The following is a 17590-nucleotide window of genomic DNA, read 5'->3' as shown; positions in this document are numbered from 1 at the left end:
CCCCGGCTTCGGGCGGGGAGTGACGGCGGGCTCCGCGGGGGCCGGTCAGGAACGGGGAATCCTCATCTCGTCGAAGCGCTGCATGAGGGACGGCTTGCCCCGGTGCGCGGCCCGCAGTTCACGGACCCGCCGGTCGAATTCCGCGGTCCCGCCGGTGCGGCCCTCCAAGGCGCGCAGGTCCCCCAGGAGTACGACGGCGGCGTCATAGGCGCTGGCCTTCTTTTGGGCGATCAGACCGTCGACCTCACGCCACGCCTGCTCGATGTTCCGGACGAGCTTGTCCAGGCGCGCTTCCTGCGCCTCGGCTGCGACGCGTGCCCGGGTGCTTTGCTCTCGCTGCCTGCGGTCGGTACGACGGCGGTAGGCCGCGTCGAGAAGTTCGGCCGCGGTGCGCCGGCCGGTTTCGTCACGAGGGCCGGGGACGGTGATGGCCGCCCGATAGCGAGCCAGGAGTCCAGGCCCTGGAGAGGCCGGGCCCAGCGCGGCCTCGACCAGCAGGGCGTCCTTGTCGGCGGCGGGGAGACCGGCCAAGAAGGCGGCCAGGGCTGTGCGGTCCACGACGTCCGCGGGGGCGGGCTGGCTGGCCTCGGCGGCGACCATCAGCAGGTCCGCGTCGATGCCCAGGAAGTCCGCGAGGGCCCGCTGCGGGCCGGTGAGCGAGGCCAGCCCCGCGGGGACGGGCGGCTCGACCTGGCGGGCGTAGTTCTCCTCGTCGTCCTCCACGAGCTCCCAGGCGGTGAGCCCGGCAAGCCATGCCACGTACAGCGGCCGCTGGTCTCCCGCCGCGAGTTCGGCGCGCAGCCCCACGAAGGCCGCAAGCGTGTAGGACGTCTCGAATTCCCACTCGCATCCGTCCTCCGCGGACACGGAGAAGTCCAGCAGCGTGTGTCCGGACCGGGTCCACACACCGAGCACGTCGTCCATGGCGTACGGGGTTGCTTCCTTGGCCGTGAGCGACCCGGCGGGCAGACGGAGGACGAGACGACGGCTGCCCCAGTTCGCGTAGTACAGATGGGCGTCGTAGAACTGCTCGACCAACTTCGTCGTATCGCCCTTGAATTCGCCCCAGTGGTACTCGTTGACGAAGCGGGTCGCGGTGATGTCGGCCCGCGTGGACAGCGCCCGCACCCGGCTCACCTCGTCTTCGTCCAACGGCCGGTCAAGCGCAAGGAACTCGTAGTACTGGTACTCGCTCACGTTGCCGCAGCCTAGCCATCCTGGTCACGCAGTGCGTAGAACCAGCCCAACCACCCATCGCTGCGCCGCTCCCGTTCCCAATCGGCCTCCGCTTCGGCTCGCTCGGACGCGACGCGCTCACGCTCCATGCGACAGCGCACGCATTCGTCGCCACGGGCTAGGCCGGGGCCATCATCTGGGTCGACGTCGTCACCGCAGGTCGGGCAGGGCCACAGCGAGGCGCGCCACCGCTTATGCTCGTCCTCCTCGCGACGCCTTTCCTCCGCCCACGCAGCACGCTGGGCGGCGAGACGCTGTTCCTCTCGGCGGTCGTAGGCACGGCGGTCGTCCGGGTTGTCCAACGCATCGATGAGGCCTTGCGCTGAGCCGTGGCCGAAACGCCACCAGATCGCCCCACGAGGGCCGTTCTGCCGCAGCCGCTCGAGCGTGGTGGCCAGCAAGGGAACCGCGCCTTCGTAGTCCCAGTAAGCGTCACTCTCCCCGGTGCTCTCGATGTGGCGCCCGTGGCACCACTGGCCCTGCCAGTGCTCACGTGAGAGGCGGGCGACCTCTTGTATGCGTGCTTGAAGGGCCTTGGGCCCTACCTGCTTGGTGAACACAAATGCCAGTGGTGGGAATCCGTCACGACCGGAGGCCTGCCAGAGCGTCGACCACAGCGGGACTTGCTGCCCGCTGTGGTCCTTCACAGTGCGCTGGAAGAACCGGCGGTATCGAACGATCTTGTCTGCCACCTTTGCCGGTGGTTCGGTGCCGTTGTCGACCTCCACGAACAACACCGGCAACTTGTCCTCCGGCGCGGTGAGGACCGCGTCAGCGCGCAAGCTGCCCTTGCCCGGCGTGGTAAACGTGCCGGAGATGGGGAGAGCGACCTCGGTCTGCCAGCCGTGAAGTGTCCCCAGCCCCGGGGGCCTGACGGGCATCAGTCTCGTCGACCCAGCAGCGGGTAGTACACCCCGGCGTACAACCGGCTTGGTCTGCTCCGGCGGCGCCTGTAAGAACGCATCGATGGTGTCGGCCACCTTCACCGCGTGCGCCGCGCCAGCCCTCGCTGCCGCCTGCGCTGTGCCGCCCATCTCTGCGAGCGGCCGGTCCAGCTCGGCGGCAGCCGCGGCTAATCCGGCCGTGGTGAGATTCCACAACTGCTCGCTGACCGGCCGTCCCGACGGATTCATGCCGGTCACCTTGCCGACCGATTCCAACAGGCCGGCATCGCGAAGGTCCTTGCACGCGTTGCGGACGGTCTGCCCGTCGGCAGTGCCCGGCAGGACCAACCGCCTCAACTGCGAAGCCGTGGCGACCTTCACCACCCCCAGCGCGACCAGCACCAGACTCCGCGTCCGCGCCGTCGACCCGAACCGCCAGCGTCTCGCACCCGCCACCGCGCTCTCCCTCCCCACCGCTCCCGGAGCCGCACCACCCCGCCCGCGGACCCACCGTCCGCGCCGCCACGGCGGCAGCCGGACATCCGGGGCTGGGCGGGCACCCGGGGCCCACTTCGCAACCCCTGCACGACCACTCCACCACCCCCCACTGACACACAAGACCAGGAACAGCAGGAGCAAAGGGGTTGTCGAGGCGCCGCCCACCGGCAAACGGGTGGGCTGACCTGCGGCAACACTGCACGCGAGGCAGAAAGTCACCGTAGGGCAGGGTGTAGGGAGGACTGTAGGGGCCGCGGTAGCGACCTCTGTCAGCGCGGAAAGCAACCGTGGTCACTGATTTGGGAAACCTGCCAGGGCTATGCACCATGCTCAAGCCACTCGCCGATGGCCGCCCAACTCACCGACAGCTCATGCCCTATGAACCGCCCACGCCGGTCATGCGCACTCACTTGAGACACGACAGGTAGTGGTGGCCCAACCGTGGCCGGGGTACCGAGAACTCACCGACCTCTACGATCGCGCTCACCGCCGGGGCCGCAGGTCGTGGCCGGTGAGTAGCGCGGGTCCACGGCAGTGAGGCCCCGCCGGTTCGCAGCCCGAGGAGACGAACGGACCGGCGCCACGCTGCAATCACCGTTGGATCAAGTATCCGTGACTCGCTGCGCCAGCTATTCGCCAGGGCCAGAGCTCTCAGCCACGAACGACCCTTGCCCCAAGACCGTACGCAGCCTGCCCTCAGTGCGCAGCGCAGCCACCGCCTTCTGCACCGTGGACGGCGCAACGTCCAGCTCAGCGGCCAACGCGTTCACAGCGGGGAAGCGCTCCCCCACTGGATACGTGCCGGCGTCGATACGACGGCGCAGTTCGTCCCGCACCTGAGTCCATACGGGAACGCTCCGGTCAAGATCCATGGCCTCAGCGTGCGCGAATACGCGAAAACAGGCGACCGCGTATACGCGAATACGCGTATGCTCGAACGAAAACACCCCGACAGTCGGGCAAGGACTGCCGGGGCTGAGCCGATCGCTACTGAGGAGCGAACGACAATGCGAAGCCTAGTGGCCGCACTCTTGAGCATCATCCTGCCCGCCCGGGGAAAGCGCCGGGCCGAACCCGAGCCGGCAACCGCCGTCCACCCCCTTTCGCCACCGACCCCCCGGGCTCCCCGTACGGCAATGGTGATCGACGCCGAGACACTCCCGCTCGTGCCCCGGTATCTCGAGGCATTCGAGCAAGCACGTGAACGGCAGGCCCAGCGGGAACGGCGAAGGTCTCTCGCACTGGCAGCCATGGGACAGGACTACGTGCCGGAGCGCGTGGCATGACTGACGACGCCGTGGCGGGGCTCCGCCTGCTGCCGTGGGAGGGTCCCAATGGGAAGCCCGTGTACACCCCCGACGACAATCCCGAGGGCATGATCGCGCGACTCGCCGACAGCATGGAACGCGAACAGCTCACCGCAGCGTCAGCCCTGCTTGAGCTTGCCCGTCAGATGCTCACCGTTACTGAGCCGCTGCCCCCGGACCAATCGCGCTTCGTCGTGGCACGTCTCTGCGACGTCCTGTCGAACACGCTGCGGGTCGCCGAGTCACGCGGCATGCGTCTTACGACTGAGGGCGCCGATGAGTAGGCGCGGGCTCCGCTGATGACCATGCGCGTGTCGCGTGACGGCGGGCAGACGTGGGGGCGCCGCCTGCGCTTCCACAGCGGCGACAACCTCAAGCCCCTCCAATCTTCCGTGTGGCCACCGTGCGAGTGCCTCCGATGTATGCCGGGGCTGCACCGCACATAGCAATCCGCCCGAACGCAGAGATGCCGTGTAGCGACCTGCGGACTCCCAGGTCGCTACGCGGAGCAAAATCACCCGCCAGTCCGAAGGCTGGTCAAAGTCCCCCCGTCACCACCCCCTGCGGCTCGCCGTTCACCGTTACCGCGGGGTCGGCCTCCACAACGCGCACGGACATGTCAATCGGTGCAGGGCGGGCGTTGGCCATTTCGGCTGCCGAGAGGTTTCGAACGTTGGAGGAGGCACCGGCGAACGGGCGGACGGTGTGGGCCAGAAGGCGGGTCAGCTCGTCATCGAGGCCGTGCTGCAGAGGGGTGCCGTCAGGGCCGAAGGAGTCAATCTCGCGCTCGGCAAGCACCACGCCGGTCTCCGCGTGGGTGGCGGTGAAGCGCAGGATGCCGCTCTCGTTGTAGCGGAACTTGATCTCGATTTTGTTCCGGCGGATGTCCTGTTCGCGCGTCGGGAGATCCACCTCGATGTTGGCGAGGGGGAAGGCACGGTCGCTGTCGGCCGGGTGGCCGACCTCGCCCTCGATCACCGGCACGCGTACGAAGGATGCGCCCGGCGTGTCCGGGTAGAACTTGCCCGAACCCTCCGCAGGGAGCGTGGCGTTACGTCGGATGATGGCGCGGAAGCCCTTCTGTTCACCAGCGCTCACAGCCGTGCCCAGGTCGTAGCTGGTCACCAGGGAGAAGTCCCTCTGGTCGCCGAGTTCGCCGTCAAGGGAGGCCGCATAGATGGCTGCGCCCCGGGCGACAGCGGTCATGGGCCGGCACAGGCCGCTGTCGACGATGCGGTCATGGCCGAGGAGCCCGCCCAGGGCATGACGCACCTGGGGGATCTGCGAGGTGCCGCCGATCATCAGGACCGAATCGATGTCGTCCGAGGTGATGGCCAGGTCTTCCAGGGCCTGCTGAACCGGCACCAGAGCGCGGGTGATGAGCGGGGTGATCGCCTCGGTGTACTCGGCCGTGGTGATCTTGACCTCACGCCTCGAGATCGAGGGGGCAAGGCCGACCGGGAGGTCGAAGTAGAGCGCGCCGTCCAAGGGCACGGAGGACAGAGCGATCTTCGTCAGCTCGACCGACCGGCGCCAACGGCGACGTTCGGATTTGGTGAGCTGGTCCGTGGTCAGACCGATCTTCCGCTGGATCAATTGGGCCAGCGCATTGTCGAACTCCAGGCCTCCGAGGGCGGTGATGCCGCGGGATGTCTGCTCCTCGAAGAGGCCGTCATCGTATTCGAGGACGGTGACGTCGATGGTGCCACCGCCCCAGTCGAAGACAAGGAAACGGCCGGGGATCGGTACGTCGTGGACGTACGAGATAGCAGCCGCGGTGGGCTCGTTAAGCAGGGCCCGGACTTTCACCCCTCCGAGCGCTGCTGCGGCGCGGGTGCGGTAGCGGGCGCCGCCCGTAGCGTTGGCGGGGACGGTGACGACCGCCTGTGAGAGGTCGAGTAGCTGGGCGGAGACGCCTTCCTTCATCCTGCTGAAGAGGGAGGCGGCCGCGACCGTACTGTGGAACTTCTCCGAGCCGACCCAGACGTGGTGCTCCTCTAGCTGGGCTGCGACCTCGAGGCCGTCGATGTCGCCGTCCTTCTCGGCACCGGAGCGGGTGCCGAGCATGCGCTTCACGGCGTCGAGCGGCTCGCTGGTGCCGGTCTTGGCTTCCCAACCGAAGCAGAGCGTGCGCTGGATGTCGCGGACGGAGAGCACGGAGGGGAAGAGCTGCTCGAACTCCGACATCCGCCACTGAGCAGGCACGTTGTCGCCGTCGACCGGCAGCACTTCGGTGCTGTGCCCATTCCAATGGGCCACCACAGAATTGCTGGTGCCGAAGTCGATACCGAATGTCATTGCGTTCCTCTTTGCTTCATCGGGCGGTCCTCGTCTCCTCCAGGGCGGGGACGTGTCTCGTTGTTTCGCCGCCCGTTGCCTCTGTTCCGCTGGTTTTTCGGTTCCTGACCCCGGTGGGGCTTCTTCCTCCCCTCCTTGGCAGCGCGAGCCTCCTTGTCCGGCTGCTTCCTCGCAGCTTCGACATGGGTTGCTCTACGCCTCTGCCCGGGCGTCATTTCCTCGGGTGGAACCTTGGCGACCGCCCGTAGCCAGCCACGTTCGACGAGCTTCCCGGACTCCTTGTCGACGTAGGCCGGTGCCATGAGTTCGAAGGTGATCGGGTCGCTGTTCATCACACCGGGCTGGCCCTCGAGGACGTTGAACAGTGACTGATCGCCGGTGTCGTCCACGATCCGTAGGCCGGCCTTCGCAGCCTCGTGGTCGAGGCGGGTCAGCACCACCTTCAAGGACTTCGCGTCCAGCGCCTGCCGGTGCAGGACGGCCAACTGGGCCAGGTGCATCTGACGCATGCGGATGCTCTCCAGCACTCCCTTGCGCACCGCCTCGGTGAACTGGGGCAGCACTCGACGCATCAGCTCGGCCTGGAAGGCGGAGACCAGATCGGCCTCGGTCTCCTTGTCGACCAGAGCTGCCCCCAACTTCTCCGCCGCCGCCTCCAGCTCGTTCTCCACCACGGGCAGGAGCGTCTCGTTGACCGACTTCAGGATCGCAGCGGCGTCCAGAGTTCCCGGGGTGACCTCGGGCAGGTGACTCTCTGCAAACCGCCAGGGAGAAGCCTCGGCCGCCCTGAGCTCCCCCCGATTCCGCACGCTTCCGCTGTTCGGCCCGCGTCGCCGGTGCGGCCGGGGTTCGTCACGGGAGCCAGAACTACTGTCGCTTCTACCGGCTCCATTGCTCACGATGCGCTGCTCTCTGGGTCTTCAAGGGCTGCGGTGTCTTCAGCAGCCAGGGAAAGGTGTTCTGTCGCCTGGATGATTATTTCGCGAGCCGCCTCGGTACGAGACCACTCGCGGTCACTGTCCGTAGGCGGCCCGGTGAGCCTTTGCAGAGGCTCGGGCGGGAGTTCCAGCCGCTGGCTCGTACCGGTGGGGTCCTTCCAACGGTGCGGGGCGAGCGGGGCGGCGAACCACGGTACTCCCTGCTGCTCCCGCTCGGCCTTTTCGATCATGTCCTTGGCGCGATTGATCCGCACACGGCCGCTGTCGTCAAGTTCCTTTCTCAGGGCGCGCCAGGCCTTCTTCCAGCTGTCCGCCCCGTCGGGCACGCCAAGCACCAGATACGGGTTGAGCGGCTGGTCGCGCTCTCCGAGCGAACGGCCCTCCAGGAACGTCCGATTCTTCCGAAGGTTAGCCACAGCACCTCCACCGAGCTCGTCTTGCACCGGGGGGCGGCCTTCGGCATCCTGCCCCAGAAGCCTGACAGCCTCCGTCATCTCCTGGTCGGCGCGCAGGTAGGCCTGGATGTTCTGGGCCTCCCAGCGCACCGGCTGCGAGTGGTGCCGGAGCCTCGTGGCCATGGTGAGGGCCGCCGCTCTCCGCTGCTCCACTGTCTCGTCGTCCCCGCGGAGGAGGGCACCGTGCATCTGTCGCACCGCCCTGATCAGAGTCCGCACGCCGATCCAGCCGTTGAACTTCCTGTTGCTCGCGCTGAGCACGCGAGGGTGGATCCGCTCAAGAAGAACCCACAGGCGCTCGTCGGCAACGAGGTCGTCCGGGACCTCTCCGGTTCGCCGCACCTCGCGCAGGGCGTCGAGGAGTTTCTGCATCGGCGGCAGCAGGTCGGTCCACTCTTCGGCGATGGCCTTGGCGTCGTTGGCCTGCAATCTCACCAACAGGCGCCAGTCCTGCGGCCAGTCACGGCCAGGTTCCGTTTCCGGGCCGGCCTCCCGGCGCTCCCGTTCCAGCGGCCAGGCCAACAGGTCCATCTCCTCGTCGGTGAGGGATGCCGGGTCCAGGCGGGCGCGGAAGTAGGCGGCGCGGGAGGTGCCGTCGCGTTCGGGGAGCGCGCCGAACCACTCCTCATCGATGTAGTCGTCGAGAAGCGGCCGGGGAAGCTTCGCCAGAAGCGCCCTCTGCCGGGCGGCCGACAGATTGGTCTCCGCCAGGCGACGGTCGTCCTGGTAGATCTGCCACATGCTGCCCGGCTCCCCCAGGAGCGGCAGCGGCTTGTCCTCCAGCAGTGCGCGGGCGCGGTCGTCGAGCCGGCCGTTGAAGACGTCCAGCCCGTGGTCCTGTGCCATGACGAGCAGGGAGACGCCCGCGACTGGGTGATCCTGCCGGAACGCTGCATCGGCCGCGGCCCGGGCCAGCTTTCGCGCGGACAGCGTGCCGTTCCCCCCCTTCAGCGCATCGGGCAGCATGAGTTCGGCGAAGGAGCGTGCGCGCTCCCAGGCATGCCGGTCGGTGAATCCTTCGGGGACCGGCTGGGGCACGGCCGACTCCGGCTGCTGTGGCGGAACGACCGGAGCAAGGTCGCCAGCGGTTTTCGCACCCTGCGGGACTTCCCCAACGGTCCGGCCCTGGGCGCGGGCCTGGCGGAGGGCTAGGCGGCGGGCGATCTCACGCTGCCGCCGCTCTTCCAAGCCGGCCTGCTCCTCCTGGCCCGCCCCCAGTGGGTTTCCTTCCGTCATCCGAGCTCCTCCGCGAAGATGTGAACCTGCTCGATCACCGCGGCCGGGGTCCGATCGAAACTGTAGGAGTCGGCGAAGGCGATCCTGGCGGCGAGACCACCGGCCCGGACTTCGTGACGCAAGGCTCGGAGCCGTTCGTTCTCGCACTCCTCGCCGGCGGACTCCAGCGGATGTTTCACGGCGACCGCGACGGGCTCGGCCGTGAAGTCCGACGTGTAGAGCGCCACCGGTCCGGCGGCGGTCTCCTTCAGGCTGACGTTGGGCTCCTCGTCCGTCCAGCCCCTCAGCAGGACGGCGTGCTCATCCGGGTCGATCTGCAGTTCCCGGCCGCGCAGGGCGTCGGTCAGGTCGCGGGCGAGCCGCCAGTCGTACAGCGGGTGGAGGCGCATGTTGGAGTAGTCGCGCAGGCATGCGTAGCAAGAGCTGCGGCAGTTCCGCGCATGATGGTCGGTCTCCAGGTCGTGCACGTACCGGTCGACCGCCTGGAGGAACTTCTCGATGTGTTCCTCCGAACCGAGGTGGGTGCTGAAGCCCGCGCCGTTGTCGAGGCTGTCCGCCAGGTAGGCCATGACGGGAGCGGCCACCGGGGCGTCCGAGCCGTGGATGCCGCTGAGGAGCTCCTCCGGCTGCACGTCCAGGTGCGGGGCTGCAGCACGGCGCAGCAGGGCCGCCAGCGAGTACCAGGCGGCGCGCCGGCCGTGGTAGGCCTCGGGAAAGCCGTCGATCTGCTGGGACTTCGAGATGTCGAAGCGGAGGCCCCGGCTCTTGTCGAGGGCACCCTTGGCCCCGATGAAGAGCATGTCGGTGTGCTGGGTGGCGCCGAGGGCGATCTCCAGGTCGGCTTCCGCCTTGGGGCTGTCCAGAGCAACGTATCCGCGCCACGGGCCGGCGTTTTTGACGAACCGGAAGAGCTTTCCGCCGTTGGTGTTGACGATGTAGCGGTCGCCGCTGCCGGTGTGGACGACCATCCAGTCGTCGGCCGCACGGTGGATGCGCGGGGCCGTCTTCTCCAGGTCGGTTGCGGTCCGTGCGCTGGTGGCGTTGGAGCCGTGCTCCCGGTAGCCGTCGTAGTCCCGTGCTTCGTGGGCAGCCCGAAAGCCTGCGGGCTCCCGGAAGGGGACGGCCCTGTAGTACTTACTCTCCGCGCCACAGGCGGGGCAGGAGCCGGCGCTCCCGCTTTCCAAGTCGACAGCGGCCTGCGGGTCCACGTGGGAGCAGATCCGGCACATGGCGACCAACTGTTCCGGTCCGAACGGGTCCTCGGCGGCCTGCACTCCGCGACCGCTCGGGACGAGAGAGACCACTCCCCTGGAGCGGAGCAGACGGCCGTCCTGCGGGGTTTCGCTGCCCGGAGCGAACTTGCTGAGGGCGACGGCAAGATCGCGGTTGACGGAGTCGGCCGGCGGCCAGGGGAAGGTCTTCTGCGGGATGCTCCGGTAGAGGAGGCGGGAGCGGGTCGGGAAGCCGAACATGGGCAGGAGACCCGCCTCTGCCAGACGCTGGCTGAGGTCCGAGTGGCCGACCGTCCGGGCTGCCACCTCGTCGACCTGGCCGAGGAGTTCGTCGGTGGCGGACACCGGGTCGATGGCGGCGATGCTCTCCGGTGTTCCGGCCCGGAGGGCGGCGGCAGCAGCTCTGATGCGGTCCGGGTGCTCGGCGACAAAGCGGCGGACGGCACCGCGGTGCGTCGGCCAGTCGGCGGCGAGACCGAACTGTCCGTGGACGTTGGTCGTCATGTCCGGCCCCTTCCGTCGCTCCTCCGGCTGCAGGGGTTCGAATGCCTGGCGCAGCACCTCGCCCAGCAGGACCCGCCGGAAAACGGAGACCATGCCAAGGACCAGGTAGGGCGGCGGAGTCGGGTCGTTGGTGATGGCTTCCGGGCGCGCGAAGTAGTGCTCGTCGTGACTGCGGCCACGGCAGACAGTGAGGGCCACGGCAACCGGGCTGTTGCGTCGGCCTGCGCGACCCACCCGCTGCTGGTAGTTGAAGCGGGTGGGCGGCATGTTGGCCATGATCACGGTGTTGAGGGGGCCGATGTCGACACCGGCCTCCATGGTCGTGGTCACGGAGAGCAGTTCCAGGCCGTCCGCCTGTGGGACGTCGTTGTCGCCGAGGAAGACGTCCTGGAAGAGGCTCTGCCGACGCTGGGCCTCCAGCCGGTCCGTCTGGCCGGTGAGCTCCGCGGTGCGCAGGGGGAAGTCACCGGTGCGGTGGGCGGCCTTCCATGCGTAGTAGTCGTCTTCAAGGACTCCGCTGTACTGCTGGGGCACAGCGGGCAGCGGGGTCAAGCATTTGGTGCACACCCCCGCGCCCGGGTGAAGGTGTGGCCGGTGGCAGGAGCGGCACCTCCAGGTTTTGTTCTCGCCGGGGCGGAGTGCCACCTTCTCCGGCTTGATGACGTAGTCGATCACGGCGTCCTTCCAGACGCCGAGCACCCGGTCCTCAACCGTCTGCAGTTCGGTGCCCTGGCGTTCGGCGACTTGCTTCCAGAAACGCTTCAGAGGGGCAGGCGGCCTTTGCAGAGAGGCACGTATCCGGGTGAAGCGCCGCATCAAGCCGAGAATCCGCAGACTGGCACGGGCGACGGCCTGATCGCTGTCCGGACCGATCTCTACAGGTGAGCGGTCGTCGCGCAGGCAGAGCCAGCCGAGTCCGAGCGATTCGAAGTCACGGCCGCCGCCGGAGAAGAGGCTTCCGATGGTCTCGAGGCGGAGGCGGGAGCGGATGCGGTTGAGCAGTTCCTCCTGTGCCTGGGTCTCCGCCACCGCTTCCCGGTCGCGCTCCCAGTTGTAGAGCGCGGTCCAGGGCTGTCCGGCCGAGGTCTGCTGGAGCGAGGCCGCAGGGCCGGCGGGGTTGGTGCCGTACTTCAGCAGCATGCCTTCGAGGTCGGAGGCGAGGTCGTCCAGCGAGGGAAGTTCGGAGAACTTCCGCTCCAGGTCCGGCAGGAGTTCTGGTTCCGCGTCGAGGTCGTCGGCGAGGATCGCCTTCAGGCGCCCCCAGTTCGCCGGGTTGCGGTCGCGCAACCGTTCCATGGCGGCACGGGCACCGTTACGGTCGACGGCTTCCCCTGCGTAGTGGGCTTTCACCAGCTGCAGGTCTCCGAAAGGATCCCCCTGATTCTCGACGGCCTGGGCGCTGAGCAGGCGGAGAAGGTCTTGGTGGTGGCGGAGGGCGAGACCGCTGGCGAGCTCGGAGGCGTCGTCACGGCTGTCAGAGAAAGCGATCGCCTTGCGCCGGCCGTCGGGAAGGTGGCCGAGGGCTTCGGTCACCAGCACCTGATTGATCTTGTAGAAACCGGTGCGCATCCGCCGGACCGGCGCGTTGCGCAGCCGGTCTGGAGATTCCAGCGGGATGAAACGGCCGTCCCTGTCGTACTTGATCTCCCAGTCGTCGCCGCAGGCGGGGCAGCGGGTGGGGAAGGCCTGCAGCCGGGCCGGGTCGTAGGCCGGCTTCTTGCTCTCCTTGTCCAGGGGCACGGAGATGTGGAACGACCATCCGGTGTGCTGGACGTCCCGATTCTCCAGGCGGCCGGTGGCAGGCTGATAGGCGCTGCGGCGGAACTCGAACTCGACCTGCGGTCCGCCGTCGGAAAGGCCCGCGTGCCAGCCGGGGTCGTCGAGTCCGAGGCCTTTGGTGCGCGGCCAGTACACGACGTAGTTCGCGGCCGTGGGTGCGCCGCTGGCCTCGTCGGGGAGCAGGTCCAGGTCCGGGAAGTCGGTGTGGAGAGCACCTGTGAACTTACGCCGTTGAGTGTCCTTGGGGCTGGCGTACCCGCCGAGCATGAGGTCGCCGCAAGCTTGGCAGGACAGAAGCTCCAGTACGCGGGCGCCGCAGGTGCACCGGGAGGTGGGCTCGGCGAAGAGCCGGCCGACCCGCCGTTCGGGGCCGTGTCCCACGGGGATGTCGGGGCACTGCGGGTCGGAGCAGGCCCAGATACCCTCGATGTTTCGGAAGAAGAAGTGGGCACGAAGCTGTGGAAGTTCGGGGTCCTGGGCGGTGCCGAGAATGCGCAGAACCCCGTGCAACGCGTCCTGGCGCTGTTCCTCAGAGACGTCCGGGAAGAGGTTCTTCGCGAGTTCAGGGGCGGGCAGAGCACGAGGCTTAGCGCCGGGGGTGAGTGCGCGCTGGAGCGCCGGGCCGAGGCCGGTCTCCCGGGCCAAAGCGACGGCTTCGTCCTGGTTGACTGAGGCCTTCGCGGCTTGTGCGAGGCGTTCGGTGTGTGCGGCCAGGTCGCCCTCGCCGTGGATCTCCTTCACCTTTCCAGGAATGATCACGCGTCGGGAGCCGGGCAGGGCGAAAAACCCGTCGAGGAACTCGTCGTCCCGGCCGGCCTCCAGAGAGGCGGAGGCGGCGAGAACACGCAGCTTCTCAGGGTTCTTGTCGAGGCCGAGGCGGTGACGGAGGTTGCGCAGCAGGTAAGCCACCTCGGTGCCGGCCGTGCCGCGGTACATGTGGAGTTCATCGAGGATCAGGGTGAGGCGGGCGTCTGGGGTCTCCTCCAGCCACTTCCTCGTGGCGCGGAAAATGTGCTCCTCCTGCTTGCGGAGCAGCATGATGTTCAGCATCGAGTAGTTGGTGACCATGATGTCCGGCGGTGCTGCCTGCATGTCCCAGCGGGCGTGCATCTCCGCTCCGCCGAGGCGCGGGATGAAGGGCTGCAACTCCTCGTTGAGCTTCTCGTCGGCCCTGCGCTGTCGCTCTTGGACTTCCCGTAGATACTGCCGGAGACGGAAGTTGGCCGGCTCGGAATCGCGGCTGCCGGAGACGGGGGTGGCTCCGGTATAGCGACCGAAATAGAAGCGGTGTCCGTTGCGCTTCCGGTCCAGCCATGCGTGGGCCTCGCGGCTGTCCAGCGACTTCCGGAGCCGGACCAACTGGTCATCGGCGAGGGCGTTGGTGGGGTAGAGAATCAGCACGCGCAGGGCGGCAGGGTGACCGTGCTCGCTCTGTCGGCTGGGCACGTAGTCGCCGTCTCCCTGCCACCATTCCCGCTGCACCGCACGGGTGCCCTGCCAGTGGGCGGACTCGGCGACCAAGTCGGCGAGGACCGGCAACAGGAAGGACTCCGTCTTGCCGGAACCGGTACCCGCCGTGACCACGAAGTCCTTGCCCTCGCAAGCTGCGACCAAAGCATCGTGCTGATGCTGGTAGAGGCTGGTCACACCGCCGGGGAGCGTGAAGTGGGCGAACTCCGCGGCATCGGGATGCGCCCCTGCTTCGGCGAAGGACTCCGCGATGCTGACGCCCCGGGAGGCGTACCGCGGGCGCAGCTCGATCAGTGGATCGCGCCAGGCACCGTTGTCCCGGTCCAGGAGGTTGCGCCGTTCCTCCATGATGGAACGATCATCGACGCTGAACGGGGTGTCGTAGTAGCGGAAGAGCGCGCTGCGCAGGTCGTCGAAAGTGCCCATGACGTCCTGAACGTCGGTGTTCGTCACCGCCGCTGTCTCCTGTTCGACGCTCACTTGGTCCTCCCGCCGGCGGCCGCCACCGGTCGCGGCATGGTCTCCAGGTTCTGCTGCAACGAGGCGGCAATCGCTTCGGCGATCGCCCTCGGCACGTTGTCGTACGCGCGGGTCTGCGACTGCTTGCCCACCGAGGGCGGGAAGCCGCTGCACAGGACGGCCGCGCGCTCGTGCAGGGCAGGCAGGGGCGCGTACCGGTCGACGAAGAGTCGGCCGATGCCGGCACGGCCTTTGCCGGATTCCGGCCGCCAGCGCATCGCGCCTGTGCGCTGGCGGGCGAGCTCCAAGTAGATGCCCGTCTCGCGTTCCACTGCATGGAAGACGCCGTTGCGGCGGACCCGGGTCAGGCGCGCGTAGTCAGCTCCGCGCCACCGGTAGAGGCCGTCCTCGCCGTCCCTTGCCACAGGGACGAACCGCTGGAGGCGCAGTTCGTACTTCTCCAGCGTGTTGGCGGTACTCCCACCGGGCGGAGCGGACTCGGGGCCCGGCACCGCCTGCGGAAGCAACTCCATCAACTGCACTGCGGCGCAAGGAACGTAGCGGGCTCCGAGGAACTCCGCGGCTGTCTGCAGGGTCCGCGGATCCTCGTACTGGCACAGGAGGGTGTCGGGCAGCGGGGCCTCACCGGCCTCCGGACGGTGAGGAACGGTGATCAGCTCCATCCACTCCTGTGCCGCCTCCTCGAGGCGCGTGCTGATCTGCGCGGTGCGCGCACCGGTCAGCAACGCGAGGCCGTCGGCATGGGGCAGCCGGGTCAGCACCGGCGGGGCCATTGACCAGCGGTCGGCGCGCAGGTCCACGTCGATGAAGCCGAGGGCGGCGGCCTTGCGCATCCAGTCCCAGTCGGCGTACTCCTTCAACTCCAGGCCCCATGCCTGGGCCTGGCTGCGGACCCCGTCGCGCAGTGCGGACGCCTTGCCGCTGCAGCTCTCGCTCAGCCAGCGCAGGAGGATCCCACCGAACTCGTTGCTGCTCATCGGTCCCGTCATCGGTCGAGCTCCTTCGCTGCCTGCACGTACGCGGCCCACGAGGGTTCGACGGACACCTGCTGGGCGTTGAGGACGGCGCGGGCCCAGGCCCGCGGGTTGCCGGCGCTCTTCGGCTTCGGCGTTCCGGGGTTCACCGGGCGGCCCTTCCAGCGTCCGCTCCGGCGCTCCAGGAGCCAGCCTCCAAGGCCGTGGAAATCGGCCTCGAAGCGGAGCGGGGCAGGGGTGTCGGGGAGACGTTCCGTCCACCAACCCGGTTGCTCAGGGGCCTCCAACGTCCACAGCCGTCCGTCGGCCGCCGCGAACAGCACCTCGTCCGCGTCTCGACGGCACAGCTCCATGACGGCTGCCGCATCCTGGGTGGTGGCGCTCGTGCAGTCGGCGCCGGTGATGCCGGTCGGCAGGGTCTGCTCGATGAGGAGGGAGGGTGACTCCGAGGCCTTGCCGTCCATGACGGTGAAGCCGCAGACCTTGGTCATCTTCGGCTCGACGCCGGCCTGGTCCACGGTGGCGAAATCGATCTCCACACCTGCGTAGCTCACTGTGTGGCGGCCCGGATCCAGACGGAGCACGGCCAAGGGGAGGGGGCGGCCCGCGGCGATCCCCTTCCTGAGCTCGGGCCGCTCCTTTCCGTCGATCAGGAGGGTGCCCATGCCCTCCGTGACGTCCGGGAGGACCACTTGGGGCTCGCCTCCCCGCAGGTACAAATGGGGATCGAGCGAAGGCGCGAGCTTCAGTCCGCCCTCGAGGCGGAGCTTGAACTGCGCCGGGGGCTGCAGGAGGCCGACCGCGCCCTGGACCTCCTGGAGCGCCCGGCGCAGGGTGACCGCGTCGTCGAACGTGACGGGCTTGTGCAAGGACCAGCCTTGCGGCACCCAGGCCAGCTTGCTGGTGTCGGCGCCCCGGCCCGTGGTCGCGGCCTTGTCCAGCAGCCGCTGCACGTCCCGCTGCGCGGTCGGGGCGGCGAGCACCACATGTGCCTCTCCCGGGCGGAAGCCGTCGGCGCCGGCCCAGACACCGAGCACGTCGTCCCGTGAGAGCACCAGGACGGAGCAGGAAGCGCGGCTGAGCACCAAGTTGTCCCCGTCGCGGCGGATGCCCCTGGCGAGGGTGTCCGCGCTCGGGGCGGGCAGGCCCGTCACCTCGTAGTAAGCGGTATCGCCAAGCTGCTCGAGGACGCCGCCGCCCTTGAGGTCGATGCGCTTCTTCTGCTCCACGGACCGCAGGCGCGCCACCCAACTGAGACGCCCTGCGTCCAGCCGCACCAGGAGTTCGGCCCGGGTGACGCCGGTGGGCACCAGCTCGTCCGAACCGTCCCAGGAAGCGGCGTAGTTGCCGATCAACTTGGCGAGGATGGGGCGGAACTCCTCCTCCTGCGCAGCGTTGCGAAAGCCCTTGGAGAAGTGCCGCTCCATACCCCGGATCTCGATCTGGGCCAGCAGTGTCTGCCCTGGCAGCGGCCATGTCGTGCCGTGCTCCCGCAACGACCGGAAGAACTTCGGCATGAAGGACCGGTCCGCGCCGCTGAGGAGCGCCTGGGACTGGGCGAACCCGATCATGCTGCGGTTGGAGGGCAGGTCGGCGGGGGCGGGAACGGTGCAGATGCCCCGCGCACCCTTCTGACTGTGCTGCCAGGAGGCCAGCACCTGCCACATGCGGGAGATGGGCTCGTAGTGATGACTGCCGAGTTGTTTCTCGTCACCGGTCAACAGCTCGGAGAAACGGGCGTGGTAAGTGGTGGCCCGATGGTTCCGGTCGTTCACCATCCGGGACGCGGCCATCACCGAGCAGGCCAGCAGCGGCAGGAACGCGGGCACGCCGTCCTTGTCCTGCTGCCGCTTGCGCCAGCGGTAGTCCTCCAGCGCGCTGTACGGTCCCGCGGTCCCCAACCGGATGAACTTGCCCACGCACTGGGCAAGGGGCTCCTCAATGCCGTATCCGTGCCTGAGCTCCTGCTCCACGTCGTCGTCGACGTAGAACAGTGTCGGGTGGCCGGCGTGCTGCCGTCCGAAGAACTCTTCGGCCAGCACTTCCTGCCACACTTGATATGAATGATCCACTCTGTCCCCAAGAGAGAGATTCCGATGCCCCGTTTGCGAAGTCCCCCGGGCATGGAACGGTCTTTCGCATCACTCGAACCCGCTGCAGACAACGGGTCGCCGCCGAACGCCCCTGGCGCGCTGCCCCCTCGGGCCCGGCCGCCCTCGACCATCATCGCCAACGCACTTAACGCCGCGCGACAAGCGAAGGCATATCCACTCATCCCCCACCACTTTTCACAAGCGGC

Annotated in this window: 10 protein-coding genes; 1 reads left to right on the top strand and 9 read right to left on the bottom strand. The window is 68.3% G+C overall.

The window, feature by feature from the left end:
* Positions 1–45: 45 nt before the first annotated feature.
* The 3 genes from ACFWVC_RS12065 to ACFWVC_RS12055 form a co-directional block, all read right to left on the bottom strand.
* Entirely contained in the window at positions 46–1197 is a 1152-nt protein-coding gene (locus tag ACFWVC_RS12065; protein ID WP_384282807.1) for a hypothetical protein, read from the bottom strand.
* An 11-nt stretch (positions 1198–1208) separates the two neighbouring features.
* Positions 1209–2522, bottom strand: coding sequence for a replication-relaxation family protein (locus tag ACFWVC_RS12060; protein ID WP_384282804.1), 1314 nt, complete (start codon positions 2520–2522; stop codon positions 1209–1211).
* A 725-nt stretch (positions 2523–3247) separates the two neighbouring features.
* Positions 3248–3490 (bottom strand): GntR family transcriptional regulator, encoded by a 243-nt coding sequence (locus ACFWVC_RS12055; protein WP_384282800.1) that lies wholly within the window; start codon positions 3488–3490, stop codon positions 3248–3250.
* A 410-nt stretch (positions 3491–3900) separates the two neighbouring features.
* Here ACFWVC_RS12055 and ACFWVC_RS12050 point away from each other — a divergent pair, with 410 nt between their 5' ends.
* Positions 3901–4209, top strand: coding sequence for a hypothetical protein (locus tag ACFWVC_RS12050; RefSeq protein ID WP_384282797.1), 309 nt, complete (start codon positions 3901–3903; stop codon positions 4207–4209).
* A 253-nt stretch (positions 4210–4462) separates the two neighbouring features.
* On the opposite strand, the gene ACFWVC_RS12045 is transcribed toward ACFWVC_RS12050, so the two are convergent.
* From ACFWVC_RS12045 to ACFWVC_RS12020, 6 genes are all read right to left on the bottom strand, one after another.
* The gene (locus tag ACFWVC_RS12045) at positions 4463–6223 is read right to left on the bottom strand and encodes an Hsp70 family protein (protein WP_384282794.1); all 1761 of its coding nucleotides are present in this window, start codon (positions 6221–6223) and stop codon (positions 4463–4465) included.
* Positions 6220–6897, bottom strand: coding sequence for a hypothetical protein (locus tag ACFWVC_RS12040; protein WP_384282790.1), 678 nt, complete (start codon positions 6895–6897; stop codon positions 6220–6222). Before ACFWVC_RS12040 ends, ACFWVC_RS12045 begins: the two co-directional genes overlap by 4 nt.
* A 221-nt stretch (positions 6898–7118) precedes the next feature.
* Complete coding sequence (locus ACFWVC_RS12035) at positions 7119–8852, bottom strand: hypothetical protein (protein WP_384282787.1); 1734 nt, start codon at positions 8850–8852, stop codon at positions 7119–7121.
* Positions 8849–14317 (bottom strand): DEAD/DEAH box helicase, encoded by a 5469-nt coding sequence (locus ACFWVC_RS12030; RefSeq protein ID WP_384282784.1) that lies wholly within the window; start codon positions 14315–14317, stop codon positions 8849–8851. The genes ACFWVC_RS12035 and ACFWVC_RS12030 overlap by 4 nt, the downstream gene beginning before the upstream one ends.
* On the bottom strand, positions 14314–15306 hold the full coding sequence (locus ACFWVC_RS12025) for a hypothetical protein (protein WP_384282777.1): 993 nt from the start codon (positions 15304–15306) through the stop codon (positions 14314–14316). Before ACFWVC_RS12025 ends, ACFWVC_RS12030 begins: the two co-directional genes overlap by 4 nt.
* Positions 15303–17345, bottom strand: coding sequence for a hypothetical protein (locus ACFWVC_RS12020; RefSeq protein ID WP_384282772.1), 2043 nt, complete (start codon positions 17343–17345; stop codon positions 15303–15305). Before ACFWVC_RS12020 ends, ACFWVC_RS12025 begins: the two co-directional genes overlap by 4 nt.
* Positions 17346–17590: the final 245 nt, after the last annotated feature.

Origin of the sequence: Streptomyces sp. NPDC058691 (assembly GCF_042714775.1) — a bacterium.
GTDB lineage: Bacteria > Actinomycetota > Actinomycetes > Streptomycetales > Streptomycetaceae > Actinacidiphila.
Note: the sequence above shows the minus strand (reverse complement) of the source record. Positions and strands in the feature narration are given on the sequence as shown.